Below are 20,793 nucleotides of genomic sequence, written 5' to 3'. Positions count from 1 at the left end.
AGGGCCCGGATGGATTTCCGGCCCCATTTGTCATGCACTTTTTTCACCCTGCCTGCCCGCTCTCTTTTTGCGGTTTTTTAGCAAGCAATGCACTGATGATCCCGATTACCGGGAACACAAGGGAAAGCAAAAGCACCTGATTATAGCTGTGGAATAGATCATAGCCAATCCCAAATGGCAGTGGTCCCAATGAGGAACCGATAACGACGATCGTCATGCCGACACCATTGATGCTGCCAATATGTTTTCTCCCAAAGTAATCCGGCCAGATGACGTTGGTGCCAATCCGTTCAAAACCATTCCCCATACCCCAGACAATCCCAAAGAGAATCGCCATCCAGAAGGAATCCATGACCACCAGCAGAAGCAACAGGATCACTTCGATGATGAAAATGAACACGAGCAAGTAGTTTGTGCGTATTCTTTCTGTAATGAATCCGGAAACAAAGGACATCGGAATCCCCACAAGCACCATCAAACTTAATACCATTGCCGCCGCACCAGCGGAAAGTTCATTCGTGGAAAAGATAGAGACAATATGGAATGTAATCCCCGTGTTGACCATCGATGGAATTCCAACGCAGATGAGGATTAACCAAAAAGCACGCGTCCTGGTTGCTTCCTGCAGTGTGAAATCCACTTCCGCTTGAGGGAGTGGCGCAGACATGGATGGCCCCTTATCTTTTGCCGTATTCTCCAAATCCCCATCCGGTGTCAACCCCATTTCCTCTGGCTTGTTGCGTACCCCAAAAAGGGCAAGCGGGACGAACAGTACGAGCAATGCGATCCCCCAAAATCTCCAGGCAAATTGCCAGTCCCAGGTCTGAATCAGCCATGCATTGATAACCGGGAACATCGACGCACTGGCAAAGCTTCCCAAGGTCATGAAGCTGAATGCCCGTCCCCTTTTTTTGATGAACCACTGGGAAACAAGTGTATTCGGGATCAACGACATGCTGCCTTGTCCAAGCAGGCGGATCAGGAAAAATCCGATTGCCAACATGAAGACATTGGTGACCATGCTGTTATACAAACAGGCGATTGCCAGCAGCGAACCAATCAGCACCATCATAAACCTTTGCCCGAACCGGTCGATGAACCTGCCAACAAACAGCATCAATAGCCCCGCACAGAGCGTCGCTCCTGAATAGATGCCGGAGACCTGCGAACGCGACCAGCCAAACTCCCGAATATATTCATCGATGAAAATCGAGTTGGAATACGTCTGACCCGGACCGGAGAAAAACACCCCCATCCCGGCAATGAATACAATCACCCAGCCATAATAGAATTTCTGTCCTGTTTTCCCGGAAGTCATATGTTTTGCACCTCTTTATATGTAAAATGATGGATTACTATAAAGTATAGAATAATTTGATCTCCGACGCACACGTTTCCTGCGCTTGCTGCTTTATTTTACTAAAAATGTTTAATGAATCGAATCATCCAATATAATAATATCCATGGAAGAATAAACGTTGTAGCTCATTCTATCAAATCAGGAACTACATGAGCCATATTTATACCTATGTTTTCAAGTACATACCGGAGTAGTAATATACGTGCAATATCAAGGTTTATAATTAGCTGTAAATAGATGTTTGCTTTTTAAACAAATATGTATTTATGGTATGATAGTAGAAAGCGAACAATTTGGAGGCGTCTTTAATGACAAATGAGACTAAAGAGATTATGACTGTTTCACAAGTTGCTGAGTATTTACAATTAAGTGAAATGACAACATATAAATTGGTGCAAGAGGGAAAGGTTCCTGCTTTTAAAATTGGGCGACATTGGCGAGTAAAAAGAGACGATTTAAACGAATTAATTGAGCGATTAAAAAAAGGAGAACGGATATAATGGGACGCAGGGACAGGTTCCTCGTCCCATTTATTCTTGGTATACGGGGGACACAGGGACAGGTTCATTGTCCCATTCTTTTATTGATCTAAACGAAACGAGTACTTCTTTTTATGCAAACGCTAACGTCAAGGCTGAAAAACGGGGAACAGAATCTATCGAGAAATGAGTTCGACCAATCAAGAATCCCCGATTCAATTGAATCATGAACCCGCTGGAGGACAGGCCCCTCAGTCAATGTATGCATCCAGGACACTATTCAGGGGAATTATTGTTCGGCTATTATCATTTAACTGGATGCTTTTGTTCATCGAATCAATCTTCAGCAGTTTACCAGCAATTGTATGAATGTCATGGTTTGCATAATATTCGACTTTAACGGTCAGGTTATTATGAATAGCCATCTGCAGTTGTGTTTCAATATCCTGTATCTTTTGCTCATCCAGAATAGGCTTCTCTTTATATTCCTTCTCTTTCCACATTTGATTTAATAACTGAATATGCTCCGGCATCATTAATGAAGTCCATTTAATGGTGCCTCGATCGTTAATTTCACTCATTATTATGCGCCCACCTTTCCTTTTAACAGCTCAGCCGAAAGGATATTATTTCGTTTGAACGTCCGTACTTCCTTCTTGGTGAAACAATATGCCAGGATTGATTCATCCGTTACCTGCAGCACCCGGATAACTCGTTGTGAAATTTGATTATCACTCGCGATATAAATCATTTCCAGCTTCTGTTTCTTATCTACAGCACGACGAAGCAAGTCTTCCATATCCATTTCCTCCCGTATGAATTTTAAATGGGAACTTATGTTCTTATAATACCATAAAAGAAAATAAATATACAATGTTAATATTTAACAACCTGCCTTTAAAGACTCCTTTAAACTTAGAAAACTTGGCATTCGTTATAATTTAAAAAGCAGCACATCACCCGCGATGTGCTGCTCTATTACCGTTTATTAAATTTTTTATCCTTCATAAATGGTGTAACATCCATTCGTATAGGATTCTTGTACTTTTGGATCATTTGTTGCGTCCATGTAGCTTTTCGTTTGTTGCTTGAGCGATTTTGGTAATAGGAGGTAAGCTGATTATCAAAATCGCTTATTAATTCATGTTGCTTATCATCATCGGCATATTCATTCTCATGATAAACAACGTCAAGGGGAAGCCGTGGTTTGATTTCAGGCTGCTGATCCGGATAGCCAACCGCCAGTCCGAACAAAGGAATGACGTGTTCCGGAAGTCTCAATAGGTTGCTTACACGTGTGATGTCATTTCGCAGACTACCTAAAAAACAAATCCCTAATCCCATAGACTCTGCTGCTATGGATGCATTTTGTGCCGCTAGCGCTGCATCAATGGTTGTTACGATAAATTGTTCGGTGCTTTCCATACTTTCCTGCATTTGAGATTGCTCTTCCTTAGAGGCTTGTTGGTAAATACGGTTCAGGTCGCCACAAAACACAAAAAGGTGACCATTATCTTTCACATAAGGTTGTCCTGATACAGCTGATAAATCTGCCTTTAACTTCTCATCTGTGATACCAATAATGGTGTATGCCATAACATGGCTGGAGGTTGAAGCTTGTTGTGCAGACTTTACGATTGTATGTATTTGTTCCGTTGTTAATTTTTCTGGTTTAAATTTGCGTATTGAACGATGATTGAGAATCGTTTCGATTGTGTTGTTCATTATTGATCACTCCTTTATTTTGTCCATAATAATATTCGGTTCTTCCATCAAATAGTGGCCATGATAATTTAATATGTTAGCATCATTTGTATGATTGCTCAATGATACGGTCTTTCAATTTGTTAAATCAATAATAAATTCGTATGATTAGGATGAGTGGTCCTGCGCTTATGATTGGTAGTCCTGCAGTCGGAGTATAAGGTCCTGCGCTCAAAAATGAACACTTTTGATTAAAGGCGCTTGCTTGTTAAGAACAATAGCTGTCTCAGGAAAAAACTGGGTAGCTTTCCTAATAAATAAATACACCCCTTATCCTTATCCCTATTACTGATTACAGACCAAGAACAATGGGCTGCTGAACAGTTCATAATTGTTCAATTCTCGCGTCGATTACGTAATATTTAACAATACGAAAAAGCTGCATCAAGAATTGTTCCTCAGATTTTTTCTAACCTCCCTCGTAAAAAAACCCCCATTTTAATGGAGGTTCAATTTCTACCGACCTTATTACTTTCTCTTCCAATAAACATTTTCTCTCTTATGTTTAATACCATCAATGCTAACAATAGATTCTTTTTCATTAACTTCAAATACTAAAATTACTTGATATAAACCAAGTCTTACCCAATAGCCTTTTAAAGTTCCATTGGGCACTTGTTTTGCAATCAAAGTGGGCATATATGATAATCGCTTATAAGCATCCAAATATCCGTTCCTTAACTTCTGGAGGATAAGCAAGTATATTACTCAATTCATCAAGGGCAGTTTGTGATCAATAGACATTATAAGTTTTGTTCACTTTCAAACTCCTTGATTTTGTTCTGGAGATACTTTAATCCTTGCTCTTGATCGTAAATACGTCCATTTGCGCGATCTTCCTGACTTTTCTGTACTTGACGGATTAGCTCCTTATCCTTAGAAAAAAGGTCTAAATCCATTTGATCAATGGCTTCTCTTTCCCGTTTCATATTTAAATAACCAATAAAGTCATATACCTCAACCGTATCTTCTTCGTGAATAAAGTCAATTAGCCGTTTTAGTTCTTCACGGTTAACACTCATTTTAAACACCGCCTTGTTATTTACTAACACCATTATACCACCTGAATTAATTATTTCTAGAACCCATCCTTATGCCAAACTAAAAATTTTCCCCAAAGAATGTGGCATAGAGGGGGACGCAGGGACAGGTCCATCGTCCCTTTCATCCGTTAATCTAAAACGAAGAGAGAATTCTTCATTTTATGCAAACGCGCAAGGAAAGCCTGTAAAATGGGACGGAAACAGAATCTATCAAGAAATGAGTTCGACCAATCAAGACTCCAAAATTCATTTGAACCATAAACTCTAACTGGGACAAGGGACCTGTCCCCTCGTCCCCTTGCTCCCTATTTAATTAACTGATTCACTATCAATTTGTTCTTTTTCCTTCATTTCTGCTATACCAGCTTGAACTTCTTCCATTTTCTTATAGTCTAACGAATAGAATTTCATTGCTATTAGTGTAATAATATGCCCAATAGTTGGAGTTCCAAATGCTAATAGCATTGTAACGAAAAATAAAGGTGTTGTTACCGAATCATTCACTGTCGGAAATTCATCCGTAAATCCAATGATAGATACAGCAGCACCGACGATTAAAGGAGGTAATGATGTAATTAATTTATCAACAAAGGAGAAGAGCGTTCCCATCATCCCAGGTATATAACGGCCTGTTTTATATGTTTCATAGTCAGAAACATCTGCAATCATAGGGTTAATTAGTGCAGACGGGACACCGCCAAAACCCATTACTAAAGCATATAAAATGATAAATAATAGCGTAGCAATGCCAAAGCTCTCAAAGGAAATAGTTGTCGGGTCAATGACTAAGAATAGTGCAACCAGGGCAATTAAAGCTAACAATGACACCCACGTTGATTTTACTAACCCATTTTTCATGCCTGTCTTTCTTGATTTTCCAACGACAATGATTGTTATTAAAACATTGGGTATAAGAATAATTGCTGACATTGTGCCACTTAACCCAAAGTCTCCCATCACAATGCCAAATAACATGACCATCACTACTTGATATCGAAGCAATCCAAAAGCTAACTTGTCTGAGGAAACGGAAATAATTAACATCAGAAACGATCGATTCCTTTTTAAAATAGGCCAGTAATCACGAAATTTGGTTTGTACCGTGTTCTCCGCCAAACCAAAGTACTCTTTTCTATCTTTATTTGATATAGCAATCACTGCTAAAATTGTAAATATACCGGAAAGAACAATCGCAATCGTATTTAATTCAACAAATAACCCCATCGTAAAGTCACCGTGTTTCACAACCAGGTAGGAGGCTACGTAAATTTGGCCACCTGTAAACAATAAGGCATTAAAAGCACCATCAAATGCAGCAAAAAGTGGTCTTTGCTTTGGATCATTTGTTAAGACAGTTTGTGCAGCTTTTGTAGTAGAAGTTTGAAGCGTATAACCAATAATATACAAGATGTAACTGGCAATAAAGAAAATCAACCGTAACGATTCAGGCAATAAATGCGTTACATTGTACATCAGTAATACGCTACTAGCCAGCGTGATATTCCCTATTATCATGAATGGCCTAAACTTTCCAAAACGTGATTCTGTTTTATCAAGAATAAAGCCTACAATAGGATCTGTAATCGAATCAAATATTCTCGATCCGGTTAAAATCACACTTACTCCCACTACTAACAGTCCTGCTACTCCGGTTGCGTAGTATGTTACAAAACCTAAGATAAACAAATAAAGATTTGTTGCCGTGTTATTTAATGTAAATAGTCCAATTTGCCAAAGTTTCGATGAATGATACTGGTTACCATTTTCCATTGCTGTCGTTGCCATAATGGTCTCCCCCTTAGAATTTATTATAAAGCGCTTTCATTTTCAATATTCTAAAAGCATTTAATGAAAAATTCAATGCTTGCAAGCCCTCCCTCCGAGCTAGTATAGTTATTTTGTTTGTCAAACAAATTATCTATACTCAACATTGTATTTGAAAGCGCTTTAAATTGCAATCTATATTTTAAAATTTTCCGAAAAAAGAGGGGGACGCAGGGACAGGTCCATCGTCCCTTTCATCCGTTAATCTAAAACGAAGAGAGAGTTCTTCTTTTTTTATGCAAACGCGCGCAAGGGAAACCGGTAAAATGGGACGGACACAGAATCTATCAAAAAATGAATTCGACCAATCAAGACCTCCAAATTCATTTGAACCATAAACTTTAGCTGGGACAAGGGACCTGTCCCCTCGTCCCCCTCAACTCTGCTGGGACAAGGAACCTGTCCCCTTGTCCCTCTCGTAAGCTTCGTCCCACTCTGCATCTGTAGGTGGGTAGGTTTTCTTCAATTGAAAAGAGAGCAGTAGGGTGATTGCGGTTAAAAGGCCAATCAGCCCAAGGGCGACGATAGCGCCAAGAATGTCCGGGTTGGCGACAGCCGAATTCGACCGCGTGGCGTCTGCAGTCGTTGTCATCGTTGTGACGAGTAACGCCGTCCCTATCGATGCGGCCACTTGCCGCGTTGTATTCGTGACGGCCGTTCCATGCGGAATCAGCTTAGGCGGCAATGTATTCAAACCGGCGGTATTAACCGGCATCATAACCATGGAAAAACCAAACATACGGATTGCAAACATAATGGATACAAATACGAGCGATGTCGACGTGCCAATGAATAAAAAGGCAAATGTTGAGAGCGACATCAGAATCAATCCGAAAATAGCGAGTGCCTTCGCCCCAATTCGGTCGAAAATACGACCCGTAATCGGAGCCATCAATCCGGCGAGCAAAGCACCGGGGAATAGAACAAGGCCCGCTTCCATCGCCGTAAACCCGCGCATATTTTGCAGATATAATGGAATGATTGTTTCCAGGCCGATCAATCCTAAAAATCCAATACTGCATATGATAGTGGACAAGGTGAAAATTCGTTGCTTGAATACCCTTAAGTCAAGCATCGGATGTTCCATACGAAACTGACGCAACGTGAAAATCACAAGGCTAACAAGACCGAGCGTAAGACTGATTAAAGTGATTGAGCTTGCCCAGCCATTGTTGCCGGCACTTGTAAAGCCATAGAGTAAACTCCCAAAGCCAATCGTGGATAAGATCACCGAGGCCGGATCAACTTTGGGGTGCTTGCGCTCTGTAACGTTTCTCATTTTATAGTAAGCGACAACCATCATGATGAGTGCCAAAGGCAGGATACCCCAAAACAAATAACGCCACTCCAAGTTTGACGTCACCCAGCCGGAAATGGTCGGTCCAATAGCCGGAGCAAACGAAATGACAAGACCGATATAGCCCATAGCCGTTCCACGACGTTCCACCGGGAAAATGAGAAGAAAAACCGTCTGCATAAGTGGCATCATAATCCCGGCACCTGCCGATTGAATAATCCTTGCAGTGATTAGGGAAGGAAAATTCGTCGCCAGGCCGCCGAGCAATGTGCCAAGCGTAAAGACAGCCATTGCTGTCAAAAAAAGCTGACGTGTCGTAAATTTTTCTATAAAAAACGCGGTAATAGGGATCATGATGCCATTGACGAGCATGAACACAGTCGTTAGCCACTGTGCCGTATTTGCTGAAATATTCATCTCTTCCATAATAGGAGGAATGGCTGTAATCATCAGTGTCTGGTTCAAAATGCCGATAAAAGACCCGGCGATTAAAAGACCCGCAATTAGAATTTTATTATCATATTTATTTTGATTCATAGATAGGTCCCCCACACATTTTCAAAGTCTAATAGAAAAGATACGCCTTTTTGGGCTAAACAGCAAATAAAAGAATCGCTTCTTTTTCATTTACTTATAGACGCCGCGACGTTTCCAGGCAATAGCATTGATTAGAAAAACTTGGCATTCGCTATAGGTTAGGCGAAAGCTCATAAGCCCACATTTATGCAGTAAGAAAACTTTTTCACTTTCTTAACTGCAAAAAATAAATGTAGATTTTACAAATTAATTTTCCACCAAGAAAATGGTTCAAAACACAATAAACACACCCAGCTAATTATTGATTCTTCCTCCATGAACTGAACAAAACGAAGTAGATTAGAGCTCAAAAGCAACCTGCAAAAGTATTAGTTGATGGCCCGCATGGGACTATATCTTGTTAAATCAATATCAACCGCTTCATCATTCGCTATGGACGCAGCAAGTTTTCCAATGTAAGGACCCATGGTTAAGCCTGAGGGGCCAAGCCCGTTTGCCATAATAACATGATGAAATGGCTCCAGCTTGCCAATTAATGGATAGGGGTCTGGCCCCACCGGTCGAAATCCAATTCGCATTTCCTTTAGTGTTCCCTGTTTGAGTCCCGGCGCTACTTGGAAGGCTTCAGATAGAACTTCGTGTACCCCGCCTGCTGTTAAACGGTAATCAAATCCTACCCCTGTTTCCCTGGTAGCTCCTGCCACCACCTTCGAGTCATCAAATGCCAAAATATAATGACTGGATTGCGGAAGTATGACAGGCCAATTGGATGTATCCATATCAGGCATTGTAATATGGGCAATTTGTCCCCGCTGTGGTTGTATTTCTATTTCCATGCCAAGACTTTTGAGTAACGATGGAGCCCATGCTCCGGATGCAATAATGATTCTATCTGCCATTATCGTTTGATTTTTAACAGCTACCCCGGTAATTTGTTCCCCTTCTCTAATCAAAGAGGCCTCCCCTTCAATCGCTGTGACACCATGCTTAATGGCACCTTTTCGCATCGAATCTCTTAAGTATTTACCATCAATTCTCGCAGCACCAGTTACATAACTAGATTCCAGATTATCTTTTAAAAGAGGAAACTTCCCTTGCGTCTCCTTCCGATTTAATCGGAAAATCTCTCCCATTTCCGGTGCATCTTTTTGCTTCTGAAGCAGATCCTTCTCGATGCTGTCCAGCTCTTCGGAATTGGAACTGACACTTAGCGCACCAACCTTTTTATATGCCGTATCATATTCGCCATCCATCGCCAATAAATCGATCAGCTCAGGATAATAGCGGGCACCTCGTTTGGCGATGTTATACCAATTATCATCCCTTGTCGTAATCCATGGGCAAATAATTCCTGCACCAGCATCCGTAGCTGCTCCCTTATTTTCATTGTCCACAAGATATACGTCATGACCCCCTCTAGCTGCATGATAAGCTGCACTCGCTCCAACAATTCCGCTCCCAATTATAACTATTTTCATTGTATCACCTTTCTGTAGATGGATTTTACTTCGAAATCAGATTTTACTCAACGTTCACAGACCGAAAATGGCAGGTAAACACAGTAAACATGCACATACATAAAATCCTAATCTCTCTTAAGCGAGAAATTAGGATTCAGTCATTTCACAAACCGCAGCTCACTGGGACAAGGAACCTGTCCCTGTGTCCCCTTTAATCGTTGTTTCTGCTGGTTTGGTTTCGACGATGATTTCTCCATTTCGAATGGAGTAGAGAACGGGTGCTTGTGTGCGTATGGCTTCATATTCAGAATCGGTGTCAATGACGATCAGGTTTGCTTTGTTTCCTTCTTTTACACCATAGCCTTCTTTTATTCCCAACGTCTTTGCCCCGTTTGTTGTAATGAGCTCCAGTGCAGTAACGATATTTTCATAGTCGGTCATACGACAAGCGTGCAATCCGATTTCTACCACATGGATTAAATTACCATCGCCAAGCGGATACCATGGATCCATAATCGAGTCCAGTCCGAAGCTGACATTAATCCCGGCTTCCAGAAGCTCTTTCACCCGCGTTAACCCGCGGCGTTTCGGGTAATTGTCAAATCTCCCCTGTAAATGTAAATTTGCCTTTGGAAGGGCAACGAAATGAATATCCGCTTTCTTCAGTGTTTGGAAAAGCTTGTACGTATACGCATCATTATAGGAAGCCATCGCAGTTGTGTGGCTCGCTGTGACACGGTCTCCTATCCCTAATTTAAGGGCTTCGGCTGCAAGCACTTCCAGATATCTTGATTGTTCATCATCAATTTCGTCACAATGAATATCCACCAATTTATCATATTTCCCTGCCAGTTCCAGCGCTTTTATTACAGAACGTACGCCATCTTCACGGGTTAATTCGTAATGCGGAATCCCGCCAACGACATCCGCACCCATTTCCAAGGCTTTTTCTAGCAGTTCCTCCCCTTTTGGATGCGTATAGAGCCCTTCTTGGGGAAGTGCCACAAGCTGTAAATCGATCCAGGCTTTGACTTCTTCTTTTACTTCAAGTAACGCTTCTAACCCTTTCAGTGTGGGGTCACTCACATCAACATGTGTACGCACATGCTGAATCCCGTGTTTCACCTGCATTTTAATCGCCTTTAAAGCCCGTTGTTTAATATCCTCTTTGGTTTCGCCTACGATTTGTTTTCGTTCCGACCAAATCTCGATCCCCTCAAATACACTCCCTGATTGATTCCATCTGGGTGTTCCTGCAGTGAGCGCATAATCCAAGTGAATATGAGGTTCAACAAAAGGTGGAAGTACTATTTTCCCGTTTAGATCGACGGCATTGCCATTACGATTCCCATTATTATTATTCGCAGCCGGGGTAATGGATTGTATTTCTTCTCCGTTTAACGCAATATCCCATTTGCCCGCTTGACCATAAATCTTTGCATTTTGTAAAATCATTCAAACATCACTCCTGAATTTTTATAAAAAATTTAACAGTAATTGAACAGCAATGGAAGTATTGCCAAAGTTCCTATATAACTATTATAGAATAAGTTCGATAAGTTACCAAATAAAAGGGGGACGCGGGGACAGGTTCATTGTCCCATTTATTCATTGATCTAAAGCGAAGAGTTTTGTGCAAACACATAAGTGAATAATCGAGGAAAACAGAACGAGTTCGGCCATTCAAGTATTTTAAATTCACTTTAAAGTAAACCTCGAATGACCAAACCTGTATCCTAAATGAGGCTCAATATGGCCTGCCGAACCTTAAAGGTAACGAATACTGACAGGATCCATAACGATGGTGCAAGCTACTTAAACGCTACCACTACGAAGGCTACGGGAGCCCTACTTCTTGATCAACCAGCATCGTTAAGAATCTGGAAAAAATATTGATTCATCCTGCGTTCGAGGCATGCGGTCCGGCGCTTATGTGGATTCGTCCTGCGTTCGGGACGTGCAGTCCTGCGTTCAGGCCGCGGGGTCCTGCGTTCACAGCCGCAACCTCCTGTTGGGACAAGGAACCTGTCCCTGCGTCCCCCTATTCCACCAATACATAAATAGCTTTTACTGGGCCGTGGACGCCTACGATTTTGATCATTTCAATATCGGCGCTGTTGCTTGGCCCGGTGATGAAGCTGACACAGGAGGAGACGTCAATTCCTTGCTCGGTTGCTTCATGGATCTGTTGGGCTGCCTGGGTCATACGCGGTACCAGCGTGCTCTTTGGGATAACCGCGATGTAGGTCCGCGGCAGGAGGCTGATTGTGCGGCCGTTGTCCTTATTATTGAACAAGGTGACCGTCGCAGACTCTGCCAGGGTGATGTCACTGAAGGTGATGCCGACATCCGCACGTTCGGCGATCACCTGATTTTCTTTGCCAATTGCAGCATCCCATACATGGACCTCATCGATTTCCTTTTCCAAATCCTCATATAACCCGGTTAACCCATATTCATCATTGCGTGGGTCATTGGAAGCTATTACGGAACGGCCTTCCTCCAAAATTAAATCCTTCAAGACCCCTGGCAAATCATCCTTGTCGGTTCGGATAAAATCTGCGTAAATCGCTTCCGATTGCTTTTCCAGGATGGTGGCTAGTTCCTCCTGGTTCGCTCCTTTGAATACTTCGGCCTGGGGATTCACACTCCACTCCGGACGCGCCACCCCATCACGGCGGCGCGGGCGTCCAAGATTTTCTGCCAAATTATCGAGGAATTTATCACGATTTTGTACGGGCATCATGACTCACCTTCCTTTTGTCTATCTTTGTACCAGGAACGGAAGCTCTGCTTGGCAGGGGCAGGGAAATCACGTACATCGGTCCATCCCTTCAGTGGTCCCGGTCCATTGTCTATTGTTTCATCCTTCGTCCATGGTTTCAGTGCAGTTCTGGCCATTTTGGCACTCATCTTGTATGCGGCCGGATTAGACGCCCATTGCGCAAACCCCTTCATCATCATTTTTTCCGATACTGGGGATTTCTTCTCTTCCTCCACAATAATCTGGCGGTGCCTGATCAGATGTTCATGCAGTGGAATTTTCACCGGGCAGGCTTCGGTACATGCAGCACATAACGTAGATGCATACGGCAATTCCTTATGATCCTCATAGCCATCCAGCAATGGGGTAAGTACTGCGCCAATCGGGCCCGGATACACCGAACCATATGCATGCCCGCCTACATGACGGTATACCGGACAGGCATTGATGCAAGCTGCACAGCGGATACAATGAAGGGCTGACTGGAATTCCGTCCCGAGAATCTTGGAACGGCCGTTATCAACGATTACCAGGTGATAATCATCTGGACCGTCAATTTCCTCCTCCAGACGTGTTCCTGTAATGGAAGTGATATAGCTCGTGAGATTTTGCCCTACCGCTGACCGGGTCAACATGCTGACAAGCACTTCCAGTTCCTCCCATGTTGGTACCAGTCGCTCCATACTCATCACCGAAATCTGTGTATCTGGTAAAGAGGTGACCAGACGTGCATTCCCCTCATTGGTTACCAGTGTGACAGCACCGGATTCTGCGACTGCAAAGTTACAGCCGGTAATACCTACATCTGCTGACAGGAAATCCTTACGCAGTTGCTCTCGTGCAAATAAAGCCAGTTCCTCCGGCTTATCCGATTTCTCATAGCCTTTTTTCTCGGCAAAAGATTCACGGATCTGCTCCTTATTTTTATGAAGCGCAGGGGTGACGATATGGGATGGCGGATCCTCATCCATCTGCAGAATCCATTCGCCAAGGTCCGTTTCGACCACCTCTGTTCCCAGTTCCTCAAGCGCGCCGTTCAGGCCGATCTCTTCCGTCACCATCGACTTGGACTTTACAACCTTCTTGCCATTCTTTTGCTTCACGACATTTTTGATATATTCATTGGCATCTTCTGCCGTTTCTGCAAAATAGACATTTCCTCCACGCTTGGCGACATTGTCACTAAGCTGTTCCAGATAATAGTCGATATTTTCCAGGGTGTGTGTACGGATCTCTTCTCCAAGTGTACGCCAGTCTTCCCAATTCCCCAGCTCCTCTGAGGAACGGAGTTTTCCACTGCGGAAACGTCCTTGCGCAGAAGACACTGCTTCCCGCATAAATTCGTTCGCCACACCATCCTGAACTCTGCTGTCGAACGGCTTATCTCCAATCTTAATACTCACAGTACCCCTCCTAGTTATGGTGATTTAGTATTTCCGTAATGTGCAGGATTTTGATGTTCTTGCCTTCTCTTGTCATCCGTCCGCCAATGTTCATCAAACAGCCCATATCACCGCCAACCAGATATTCGGCTTGTGTTTCGGTCACGTGACGCGATTTTTCCTTGACCATTTCCCCCGAGATCACCGGGCTCTTCACGGCAAAAGTTCCGCCGAATCCGCAACAGTCCTCCGCGATCGGCAACTCAACGAATTCCACTCCCTCCACATGCTGTAAAAGTTTTTTCGGTGCATCCTTTACGCCAAGTATACGGGTCATATGGCAGGATGGGTGATAGGTGACTTTCCCCTTGAAGGTCGAACCCGTATCCACGATTCCCAAGACATCCACGAGAAACTGCGTGATTTCAAAAGACTTCGCAGCCAGTGCCTTCGCTTCCTCTTCCCATTGGGGATCACCGGCAAATATTTTCGGATATTCCCGCAGCATTCCGACACAGGAACCGGATGGGCCCACCACATAATCGGATGCTTTAAACGCTTTTATTGTCTGCTTCATGGCCCCTTGTGCGTCCTGAAGATAGCCACTGTTAAAGGCAGGCTGCCCACAACAGGTCTGTGATTCCGGAAAATCCACCTCACAACCGGCCCTCTCCAATATTTCCAGTGTGTTTTTGCCAACTTCCGGTGTCATGATGTCACTCAAACAAGTTATAAATAATGAGACTTTCATAACCCTCACTCCTCTTGTTTTTCGATATGTTTAAACAGCAGCCTTTCCACAACAGCCAAATGATCGTACATATACTTCTCGGCCTGGTCAGACTGCCCTTCCTTGATTGCTTCATAGATTAATTGATGCTCCGTAAAGAGCTGATCCGCTCTCCCCTCGGAATACAGTAATAAGCGGCGTGTTTCTCTGATGGTCTCCGCCATAATTTCCGACACACTGCCCATCAGGTAAATCAGCATCTGATTATGGGTCGCCTTAGCAATCGCCAAGTGGAAACCATGATCAGCTTTTTCTGCCAATTCCTCATTCCCATTGGTATCTTTCATCTCTTCCAGCGCCTTTTCAATCGCAAGCAGATCTTCCTCCTGGTGATGCGCAGCAGCAAGTCCAGCTGTCCCCACTTCAAGAATTTTGCGGACCTGGTACAGTTCTTTCACATCTTCCATCTTCATTAAAAAGGCGGAGGGTACCGGCAAGGTGAATTTTGAGGCATCAAATTCCTTCACATACGTGCCCTCCCCCTGTCGCATTTCCACAAGTCCCATGGTCCTGAGTCCACTGAGCGCCTCCCTGATTGCAGAACGGCCAACATCGAAGTTCTTCGCCAGCTGTTCCACGGATTCCAGCTTATCCCCCGGGCTCAAGCTTCCGACCTTAATCATCTCAATCAGGGAATCTGCAACTTCTTCATAAATTTTTTTCGTTCGAATATGTTTATAGTCCATGCTTTTCATCTCCTCGTCATTAGCACCCATTTTACTGGAAACACATAGGGTTGAAAAGATGAACCGTCACGTCTTCACCCATGCTATAGAAGGTTCATCAAAATAAATCCGCCGATTCCGGCAAGCACGCCGTAAAACAGAGCGGGCGCCAATGTTTTCCGGATCACATTTCCTTCTTTCCCCTCTATCCCGACAACAGCGCTTGCTGCCACGACATTATGGACACAAATCATATTTCCCGCACCGGCCCCGACAAGTTGGGAAGCCAGCACGATGTTCACATTCATCCCCGTCGCCTCCGCGATATTATACTGCACCGGAGAGAAGGTGAGCGTGGAGACCGTGGCACTGCCGGTAATGAACGATCCCAATTCCCCAAGAAACGGCGCCACGAAAATCCACATCGGACCGAATGTACTGGCCATCCCTTGAGCAATATACTCCGGCATGCTCATCAGGTCATTCACATTCAGTCCGGAATTACTGAACACATGCACCATGGCAAGTGTTGCCGACAATGTGAATCCGGTTATTTTTATGGTGGACAGGGATTGTTTCGCCGCATTTCCAAAGTTGGCAAAAGACTTACGCTGGATCAGCGCCGCCAGTATGGCAGTAACCACAAGAATCGTCCCAGGTGAATATAGCAGCTCCCAGTCCGAAGTGATCCCTTCCACTCCAAGAATATCCGACCATGTTAAATCAATCGCTGTCTGCGTGAATTCCTGCAGCCATGGCACAATTCGTGTCAGAAGCAGCAAGGCCACAACAATCAGGTATGGGGACCATGCCGTCAACAGTCCCATTTCTGATTTCTCCTTATTGACCTCGAAGTCTTCCTGCATAGCATCCGTCCAAACTGCTTTTGGCAGAAGCCACCCTTTCTTCGCCGTCAATGCTGCTACAACCAGACCAGTCAGTGCACCAAGAATAGCTACGAATTCCGGGCCGAACAGATACGAATAGAGTAAGGCAGAACCCGTATAGGTAATCCCGATCAATAACGTCCAAGGCAACATGGCAAATGCATCTTTGATTCCATTTCCCTTGCCAAAAAATAACGTCAGAATCAGCATCAGGATAAAGGGAATAAATGTCCCGCCAAATAAATCAATTAATGTCACGGTAAAACCCACGTCATGAAAAAAAGCTGTATCTGCACCCGGCAAGGTACTCAACCCTACCAGCACCGGCGTTCCTACCGCTCCAAAAGCTACGGCAGCACTGTCGGCAATCAATGCCGTAGCAACAGCCGCCAGTGGCTTGAATCCCAGCGCCAGCATTAATGGCGCCGTAACCATCGCGGGTGTACCAAATCCTGCAGCCCCCTCGATTAATGAACCGAACAGAAAGGCCACAATGACCAGTTGCACCCGCATGTCCTTTGATATACTTTGAAACCCTTGATTAATACGATCCACTGCCCCTGTATTTCTGAGTGTGTTCAATAACACCAGTGCCCCAAACAAGATTAATAGAATCGTTAATGTCTTATGTACGCCTTGAAGCATCGAGGATACAACAACTTGACCTTCCATCCCCCATACGGTAATCGCCAGTAAAATAACGATAATAGAACTTATGGACATCCCCTTAATCGCTGGCATCCGTAATAATACCAGTAAGATAAAAGGAGCAATAACTGCACTAAGTGCCACCAGCATCAACATCTGATCCCTCCCCGTTGTCTTTTTAAGATCATTTTTCTCTCATCCCATCAAACTACCACATCACTTTTAATAATAAGGTCATCAGATGACCTTATTACATATATTAACCGCTTTCATTTGAAGATGCAACCCTTTTTTTCGAGACGGGGGTGGAACGCAGGGACAAGTTCGAGACCACTGAAAAGGTCGAGGGCGATGTGCTGATGGATTCGGGTGATGATCACTTGCTCGAGGGCGATGTGCGGCTGGATTCAGGTGATGCTCACTGGCTCGAGGGCGATGTTTTGCTGGATTCGGGCGATGCTCACTGGCTCGAGGGCGATGTCTTGCTAGATTCGGGTGATGCTCACTGGCTCGAGGGCGATGTTTTGCTGGATTCGGGCGATGCTCACTGGCTCGAGGGCGATGTCTTGCTAGATTCGGGTGATGCTCACTGGCTCAAGGGCGATGTACGGATGGATTCGGGCGATGATCACAAACTCAAGGGCGATGTCCTGCTAGATTCAGGCGATGGCAGGGAACGGAGGGACAGTAACCCAGATTCAAAAAGGAAATCTAACTTTCAACCCTGCTGGGACAAGGGACCTGTCCCTATGTCCCACCAGCAACCTGATCCTGTGTCCCTCAACGCACCCCAACTTATTCATTTTTTATTTTAATAACTTCCTCTTCCGTTAACTCTGTTAATTCCATAACATCATCAATTTCCATTCCCTTTGATAAAAGGCGGCGGGCTGTCACTTCTTTTTCCTTTTGCCTCCCCCTTTCTTCTCTTTTTTCTCCTTCTTGTTCAGCTTCCTGCGCACGACGTTCAGTTTCCTGTGCACGACGTTCAGCTTCTTTTAAAAGTCGTTCAGCCTCCTGTATACGAAGTTCAGCTTCACGGACAGCTGCTTCCTCATCCAGTACTCTTTTCAGACGGGCTTCATAGGCAAGCACTTCTTCTTGTGAGCCGCTGAGAGCCTCCCAACTTTGAAATGCAGTGCGAAGCGTTTCATCCTTCATGGCAATCTCCTCCAATTCTTTAAAGATATCATCATAAATTTTTCCCTCACGGCCGTCGACAATCCCCAATAATAATAACCAACGAGCCAACAAATCGTCCCACGGATTTAGCTTTTCCGCTTTCCAATCACGAATAAGCTTTGACATCTCTATAAAGTGGAATTCCATTGTATCGGTCAACTTAAATTTTTCTTCATCTTCATATAAATGATACGTGGTGTGAAAGCGTTCCGTTTGATCAATCATGTCAAAATTTAATATATTAATCGCAATAACAGGACGTAATTCTCTATATCCCATCTTTGGCTTCAATGGAGCACGGTATACGCCGGCCCAATAATAAATAGAGCGATTAATCATATCATATTGGTTCGTGAACTGAATTTCTACATTAATCCATTCCCCTGCATTTGTGACGACTAAAAGGTCAAGCCTGGATTGTTTATCATTCGCATACGCGCCACCAGCTTCCGTATTGGAGAAAGTAATGTCCGTAATACGGTCATGCCCTGTTCTTTGCATAATGGTATTGAGAAATACGACGGTAATGTCCTTATTCTTTTCACTTCCGAATAGCTGTTTGAATGCGTAATCTACTTTAAGATCCATCAGTCGTTCAAGTGGTATTCGTTTCAATACTTTCGCTTGCATGATTCACTTCACCCCATTTCAGTTACCTTCATTATAACATCTTTAAATAAGGAGGAGAACGATATTTGCCGGGGGACTTAAGGGACAGGTTCCTTGTCCCGTTCATTCTTCACTCAGTCGTCCCATCGAGGTAGAAGTTTGCTGCCGACTTCTTACAGACATAAAAGTCACCCTTTATGCCCTTTTCTTAAGCTACGTCTACTACTGCCTTCACTGTTCGGGATTTTCATCCTGGATCCTGCACCCATGCTGGGCATTAGAAAACTTGGCATCGCCAAGCTTTTGTGGCGAATGCCTTAGTTGCACTTATGCAGTTAAGAAAGTTTTATACTTTCTTAACTGCCAAAAAAAGTTGCCTTGATGGCAACCTTTTAACCTTTAGTCTATATATTAAAATAACTTTCTAAAAACGACCACGTATAATTCTGCACTAATAAAACAAACTACTCATTTTTCTTATACTTTATGAATTTCAGCATTCTGTTAATAAAGTTTTTGTCATACTCTCTATACATTTGCCCCTCAGCCCATTCCACGGTTTCCTCATGCTCGGGATGACTTTTATGATGATAAGCTTTGAGAAATTCATCATATCCCCCAAGCCCCCCAACATCTTCTGGCGGTGCAGTTTCAGCCCCATCAGTCAAGATTGGATAACCATACTTATAGTCTTCTACGACTTCCTCTAGCGTAATAATAAATTGCCAATTATCGCCGAAATCATAGCTATACGTGAGTTCTCCATACTTTTCGATATATGTATCTATCTTAATACCAGCGGGTTTGCGGATTTCTGTATTCAGATTTTTAAGTTGTGTCTCTAGAAACTTAGCTGTCTCGGGTGTAGCATTAGCTTTCATTTTTCCTTCAATTTCCTTACGATTTTTCTTAAAATATTTATGTTCTTGATATGCTTCCTCATCATTGGTTACTCTAATATTATCCTCCATTAGTTCAAATTCAAATAGATGGTAGGAACCGGGATATCCTCCCTGAAAATTTGACACCGATTGTATAACATCATGAAGTCTGTTAAATGTCGCTCCAGCCGGCATAACAACCCTTCTCCAGATTAGCGGTTCTGAGCCAATGAGTTCTATTTTGATTTGATACGCCTTCATTTGATCCTCTCCTTTAGGGACAAAGGGACAGGTTCCTTGTCCCATTTTATTCGTTAGTCTAGAGCGAAGGAAGATTGCTTCTCTGTATTTAAACACACGAGTGAAGCCCGGTAAAAATGGAACACAAGAGAAGCCATTCAGGAGTGTGTTTAACCGATTCAATATCCCCAGATTTTGGTGATAGTATTCCCTTGAATAGAGATAGTTAATCTTAATGCATAAGCATAAACCTATTTTTTTGTGGTTGCGGGTAATGAAGTACAAAACAAAAGGCAACCGCCACTATTGGTGAGGGTTGCCTTTTGGTATAAAATGTTTTCCATTTTGACAGATTACTGAGAAAGAACATTCACTCTCCAAGACCCAATACCTCATCAATTCTGTTTTTTAAACAAGCATAGTCCATCGCTTCACATACTTTCCGAATGGTTGATAGGGAAATAGATTTTTGATCGGGAAAATGCTGGTTAAGATAATCCGTCGATACGATATAAAATTCCCAACGAGATACATCCAGTACATCATAATTGGTTTTGTCTTGATCCTTGTAAATACAAAATACATAGCAGTCCGAATTCCGCTGTGAATCCATACCCATCTTTCCTGTTTCATAATCCCATGCTTTTGCTTTAGGAATATTGAACACAATTTTGGACAGCTGGTATTGTTTCCATGTCTGGATATATGCTCCTGATTTTACTTCGATGAATTTTCCATGATATTCGAAGTCTGCCTTATCCCATTCAATCCTAGGATTATCGGTTAATCCCAAATGCATGGCCAACTAAAAACTCAGCCAGTATGCCTCTATTGGTATTACTAAGCATATCAGAATACGCCCAGCGCCAAAAGTCGGAAACAGATGCATCTGTACCCTTTATTAATGATTCATCCGCTGCCTTTTTAATATACATTTTCTCACTCCTTTGCTGGCTTCACTGATACACATCCCTTGACGAA

Annotated in this window: 21 protein-coding genes; 2 read left to right on the top strand and 19 right to left on the bottom strand. The window is 43.3% G+C overall.

Annotated elements, in window-relative coordinates; genetic code table 11:
- Window positions 1-43: 43 nt before the first annotated feature.
- Complete coding sequence (locus tag ACZ427_RS02630; protein WP_461178166.1) at window positions 44-1,318, bottom strand: MFS transporter; 1,275 nt, start codon at window positions 1,316-1,318, stop codon at window positions 44-46.
- 350 nt (window positions 1,319-1,668) lie between these two features.
- Here ACZ427_RS02630 and ACZ427_RS02625 point away from each other — a divergent pair, with 350 nt between their 5' ends.
- Window positions 1,669-1,860, top strand: a complete 192-nt coding sequence (locus ACZ427_RS02625) for a helix-turn-helix domain-containing protein (protein ID WP_461178165.1) — start codon at window positions 1,669-1,671, stop codon at window positions 1,858-1,860.
- A gap of 230 nt (window positions 1,861-2,090) precedes the next feature.
- Here the strand turns inward: ACZ427_RS02625 and ACZ427_RS02620 are convergent, their stop codons facing one another.
- From ACZ427_RS02620 to ACZ427_RS02555, 14 genes are all read right to left on the bottom strand, one after another.
- Complete coding sequence (locus ACZ427_RS02620) at window positions 2,091-2,420, bottom strand: YolD-like family protein (protein ID WP_461178164.1); 330 nt, start codon at window positions 2,418-2,420, stop codon at window positions 2,091-2,093.
- Window positions 2,421-2,422: 2 nt separating this feature from the next.
- Window positions 2,423-2,638, bottom strand: coding sequence for a WYL domain-containing protein (locus ACZ427_RS02615; protein ID WP_461178163.1), 216 nt, complete (start codon window positions 2,636-2,638; stop codon window positions 2,423-2,425).
- A gap of 179 nt (window positions 2,639-2,817) precedes the next feature.
- Complete coding sequence (nfsA, locus tag ACZ427_RS02610) at window positions 2,818-3,564, bottom strand: oxygen-insensitive NADPH nitroreductase (RefSeq protein ID WP_461178162.1); 747 nt, start codon at window positions 3,562-3,564, stop codon at window positions 2,818-2,820.
- A 507-nt stretch (window positions 3,565-4,071) separates the two neighbouring features.
- Window positions 4,072-4,269 (bottom strand): hypothetical protein, encoded by a 198-nt coding sequence (locus ACZ427_RS02605; RefSeq protein WP_464883517.1) that lies wholly within the window; start codon window positions 4,267-4,269, stop codon window positions 4,072-4,074.
- 77 nt (window positions 4,270-4,346) lie between these two features.
- The gene (locus ACZ427_RS02600; protein WP_464883516.1) at window positions 4,347-4,625 is read right to left on the bottom strand and encodes a hypothetical protein; all 279 of its coding nucleotides are present in this window, start codon (window positions 4,623-4,625) and stop codon (window positions 4,347-4,349) included.
- A gap of 330 nt (window positions 4,626-4,955) precedes the next feature.
- Window positions 4,956-6,431 (bottom strand): MFS transporter, encoded by a 1,476-nt coding sequence (locus ACZ427_RS02595; protein ID WP_461178159.1) that lies wholly within the window; start codon window positions 6,429-6,431, stop codon window positions 4,956-4,958.
- Between the two features lie 415 nt (window positions 6,432-6,846).
- Complete coding sequence (locus ACZ427_RS02590) at window positions 6,847-8,304, bottom strand: MDR family MFS transporter (RefSeq protein WP_461178360.1); 1,458 nt, start codon at window positions 8,302-8,304, stop codon at window positions 6,847-6,849.
- A 368-nt stretch (window positions 8,305-8,672) separates the two neighbouring features.
- Complete coding sequence (locus ACZ427_RS02585; RefSeq protein WP_461178158.1) at window positions 8,673-9,782, bottom strand: NAD(P)/FAD-dependent oxidoreductase; 1,110 nt, start codon at window positions 9,780-9,782, stop codon at window positions 8,673-8,675.
- Window positions 9,783-9,941: 159 nt separating this feature from the next.
- Entirely contained in the window at window positions 9,942-11,219 is a 1,278-nt protein-coding gene (gene codA, locus ACZ427_RS02580) for a cytosine deaminase (RefSeq protein WP_461178157.1), read from the bottom strand.
- 586 nt (window positions 11,220-11,805) lie between these two features.
- Window positions 11,806-12,507 (bottom strand): LutC/YkgG family protein, encoded by a 702-nt coding sequence (locus ACZ427_RS02575; protein ID WP_461178359.1) that lies wholly within the window; start codon window positions 12,505-12,507, stop codon window positions 11,806-11,808.
- Entirely contained in the window at window positions 12,507-13,931 is a 1,425-nt protein-coding gene (locus ACZ427_RS02570; protein WP_461178156.1) for a LutB/LldF family L-lactate oxidation iron-sulfur protein, read from the bottom strand. The genes ACZ427_RS02575 and ACZ427_RS02570 overlap by 1 nt, the downstream gene beginning before the upstream one ends.
- Window positions 13,932-13,941: 10 nt before the next feature.
- Window positions 13,942-14,661, bottom strand: coding sequence for a (Fe-S)-binding protein (locus ACZ427_RS02565; RefSeq protein ID WP_461178155.1), 720 nt, complete (start codon window positions 14,659-14,661; stop codon window positions 13,942-13,944).
- Window positions 14,662-14,666: 5 nt separating this feature from the next.
- Window positions 14,667-15,386: a FadR/GntR family transcriptional regulator gene (locus tag ACZ427_RS02560; RefSeq protein ID WP_461178154.1), complete on the bottom strand. Its 720-nt coding sequence runs from the start codon at window positions 15,384-15,386 to the stop codon at window positions 14,667-14,669.
- 83 nt (window positions 15,387-15,469) lie between these two features.
- Complete coding sequence (locus ACZ427_RS02555) at window positions 15,470-17,056, bottom strand: L-lactate permease (protein ID WP_461178153.1); 1,587 nt, start codon at window positions 17,054-17,056, stop codon at window positions 15,470-15,472.
- A gap of 149 nt (window positions 17,057-17,205) precedes the next feature.
- Between ACZ427_RS02555 and ACZ427_RS02550 the strand changes: the two genes are divergently transcribed.
- Window positions 17,206-17,715 (top strand): hypothetical protein, encoded by a 510-nt coding sequence (locus ACZ427_RS02550; RefSeq protein WP_464883515.1) that lies wholly within the window; start codon window positions 17,206-17,208, stop codon window positions 17,713-17,715.
- Here ACZ427_RS02550 and ACZ427_RS02545 read toward each other — a convergent pair.
- The 4 genes from ACZ427_RS02545 to ACZ427_RS02530 all read right to left on the bottom strand — a co-directional run bounded on the left by ACZ427_RS02545 (window position 17,696) and on the right by ACZ427_RS02530 (window position 20,747).
- Complete coding sequence (locus ACZ427_RS02545; protein ID WP_461178151.1) at window positions 17,696-18,712, bottom strand: Rpn family recombination-promoting nuclease/putative transposase; 1,017 nt, start codon at window positions 18,710-18,712, stop codon at window positions 17,696-17,698. The genes ACZ427_RS02550 and ACZ427_RS02545 overlap by 20 nt on opposite strands.
- Window positions 18,713-19,155: 443 nt before the next feature.
- Complete coding sequence (locus tag ACZ427_RS02540; protein WP_461178150.1) at window positions 19,156-19,833, bottom strand: plasmid pRiA4b ORF-3 family protein; 678 nt, start codon at window positions 19,831-19,833, stop codon at window positions 19,156-19,158.
- Window positions 19,834-20,182: 349 nt separating this feature from the next.
- Complete coding sequence (locus tag ACZ427_RS02535; RefSeq protein WP_464883514.1) at window positions 20,183-20,617, bottom strand: hypothetical protein; 435 nt, start codon at window positions 20,615-20,617, stop codon at window positions 20,183-20,185.
- Window positions 20,589-20,747, bottom strand: a complete 159-nt coding sequence (locus ACZ427_RS02530) for a hypothetical protein (RefSeq protein ID WP_461178148.1) — start codon at window positions 20,745-20,747, stop codon at window positions 20,589-20,591. The genes ACZ427_RS02535 and ACZ427_RS02530 overlap by 29 nt, the downstream gene beginning before the upstream one ends.
- Window positions 20,748-20,793: the final 46 nt, after the last annotated feature.

This window comes from Virgibacillus ainsalahensis (assembly GCF_055380755.1).
This window is presented reverse-complemented; position numbering and strand designations above follow the sequence as displayed.

Excerpts from the sequence above, each read along its gene's own strand:
- ACZ427_RS02630 (WP_461178166.1), bottom strand. The coding sequence starts at position 1,318 with ATGACTTCCGGGAAAACAGGACAGAAATTCTATTATGGCTGGGTGATT.
- ACZ427_RS02625 (WP_461178165.1), top strand. The coding sequence starts at position 1,669 with ATGACAAATGAGACTAAAGAGATTATGACTGTTTCACAAGTTGCTGAG.
- ACZ427_RS02620 (WP_461178164.1), bottom strand. The coding sequence starts at position 2,420 with ATGAGTGAAATTAACGATCGAGGCACCATTAAATGGACTTCATTAATG.
- ACZ427_RS02615 (WP_461178163.1), bottom strand. The coding sequence starts at position 2,638 with ATGGAAGACTTGCTTCGTCGTGCTGTAGATAAGAAACAGAAGCTGGAA.
- nfsA (WP_461178162.1), bottom strand. The coding sequence starts at position 3,564 with ATGAACAACACAATCGAAACGATTCTCAATCATCGTTCAATACGCAAA.
- ACZ427_RS02600 (WP_464883516.1), bottom strand. The coding sequence starts at position 4,625 with ATGAGTGTTAACCGTGAAGAACTAAAACGGCTAATTGACTTTATTCAC.
- ACZ427_RS02595 (WP_461178159.1), bottom strand. The coding sequence starts at position 6,431 with ATGGCAACGACAGCAATGGAAAATGGTAACCAGTATCATTCATCGAAA.
- ACZ427_RS02590 (WP_461178360.1), bottom strand. The coding sequence starts at position 8,304 with ATGAATCAAAATAAATATGATAATAAAATTCTAATTGCGGGTCTTTTA.
- ACZ427_RS02585 (WP_461178158.1), bottom strand. The coding sequence starts at position 9,782 with ATGAAAATAGTTATAATTGGGAGCGGAATTGTTGGAGCGAGTGCAGCT.
- codA (WP_461178157.1), bottom strand. The coding sequence starts at position 11,219 with ATGATTTTACAAAATGCAAAGATTTATGGTCAAGCGGGCAAATGGGAT.
- ACZ427_RS02575 (WP_461178359.1), bottom strand. The coding sequence starts at position 12,507 with ATGCCCGTACAAAATCGTGATAAATTCCTCGATAATTTGGCAGAAAAT.
- ACZ427_RS02565 (WP_461178155.1), bottom strand. The coding sequence starts at position 14,661 with ATGAAAGTCTCATTATTTATAACTTGTTTGAGTGACATCATGACACCG.
- ACZ427_RS02560 (WP_461178154.1), bottom strand. The coding sequence starts at position 15,386 with ATGGACTATAAACATATTCGAACGAAAAAAATTTATGAAGAAGTTGCA.
- ACZ427_RS02555 (WP_461178153.1), bottom strand. The coding sequence starts at position 17,056 with ATGTTGATGCTGGTGGCACTTAGTGCAGTTATTGCTCCTTTTATCTTA.
- ACZ427_RS02545 (WP_461178151.1), bottom strand. The coding sequence starts at position 18,712 with ATGCAAGCGAAAGTATTGAAACGAATACCACTTGAACGACTGATGGAT.
- ACZ427_RS02540 (WP_461178150.1), bottom strand. The coding sequence starts at position 19,833 with ATGAAGGCGTATCAAATCAAAATAGAACTCATTGGCTCAGAACCGCTA.
- ACZ427_RS02530 (WP_461178148.1), bottom strand. The coding sequence starts at position 20,747 with ATGTATATTAAAAAGGCAGCGGATGAATCATTAATAAAGGGTACAGAT.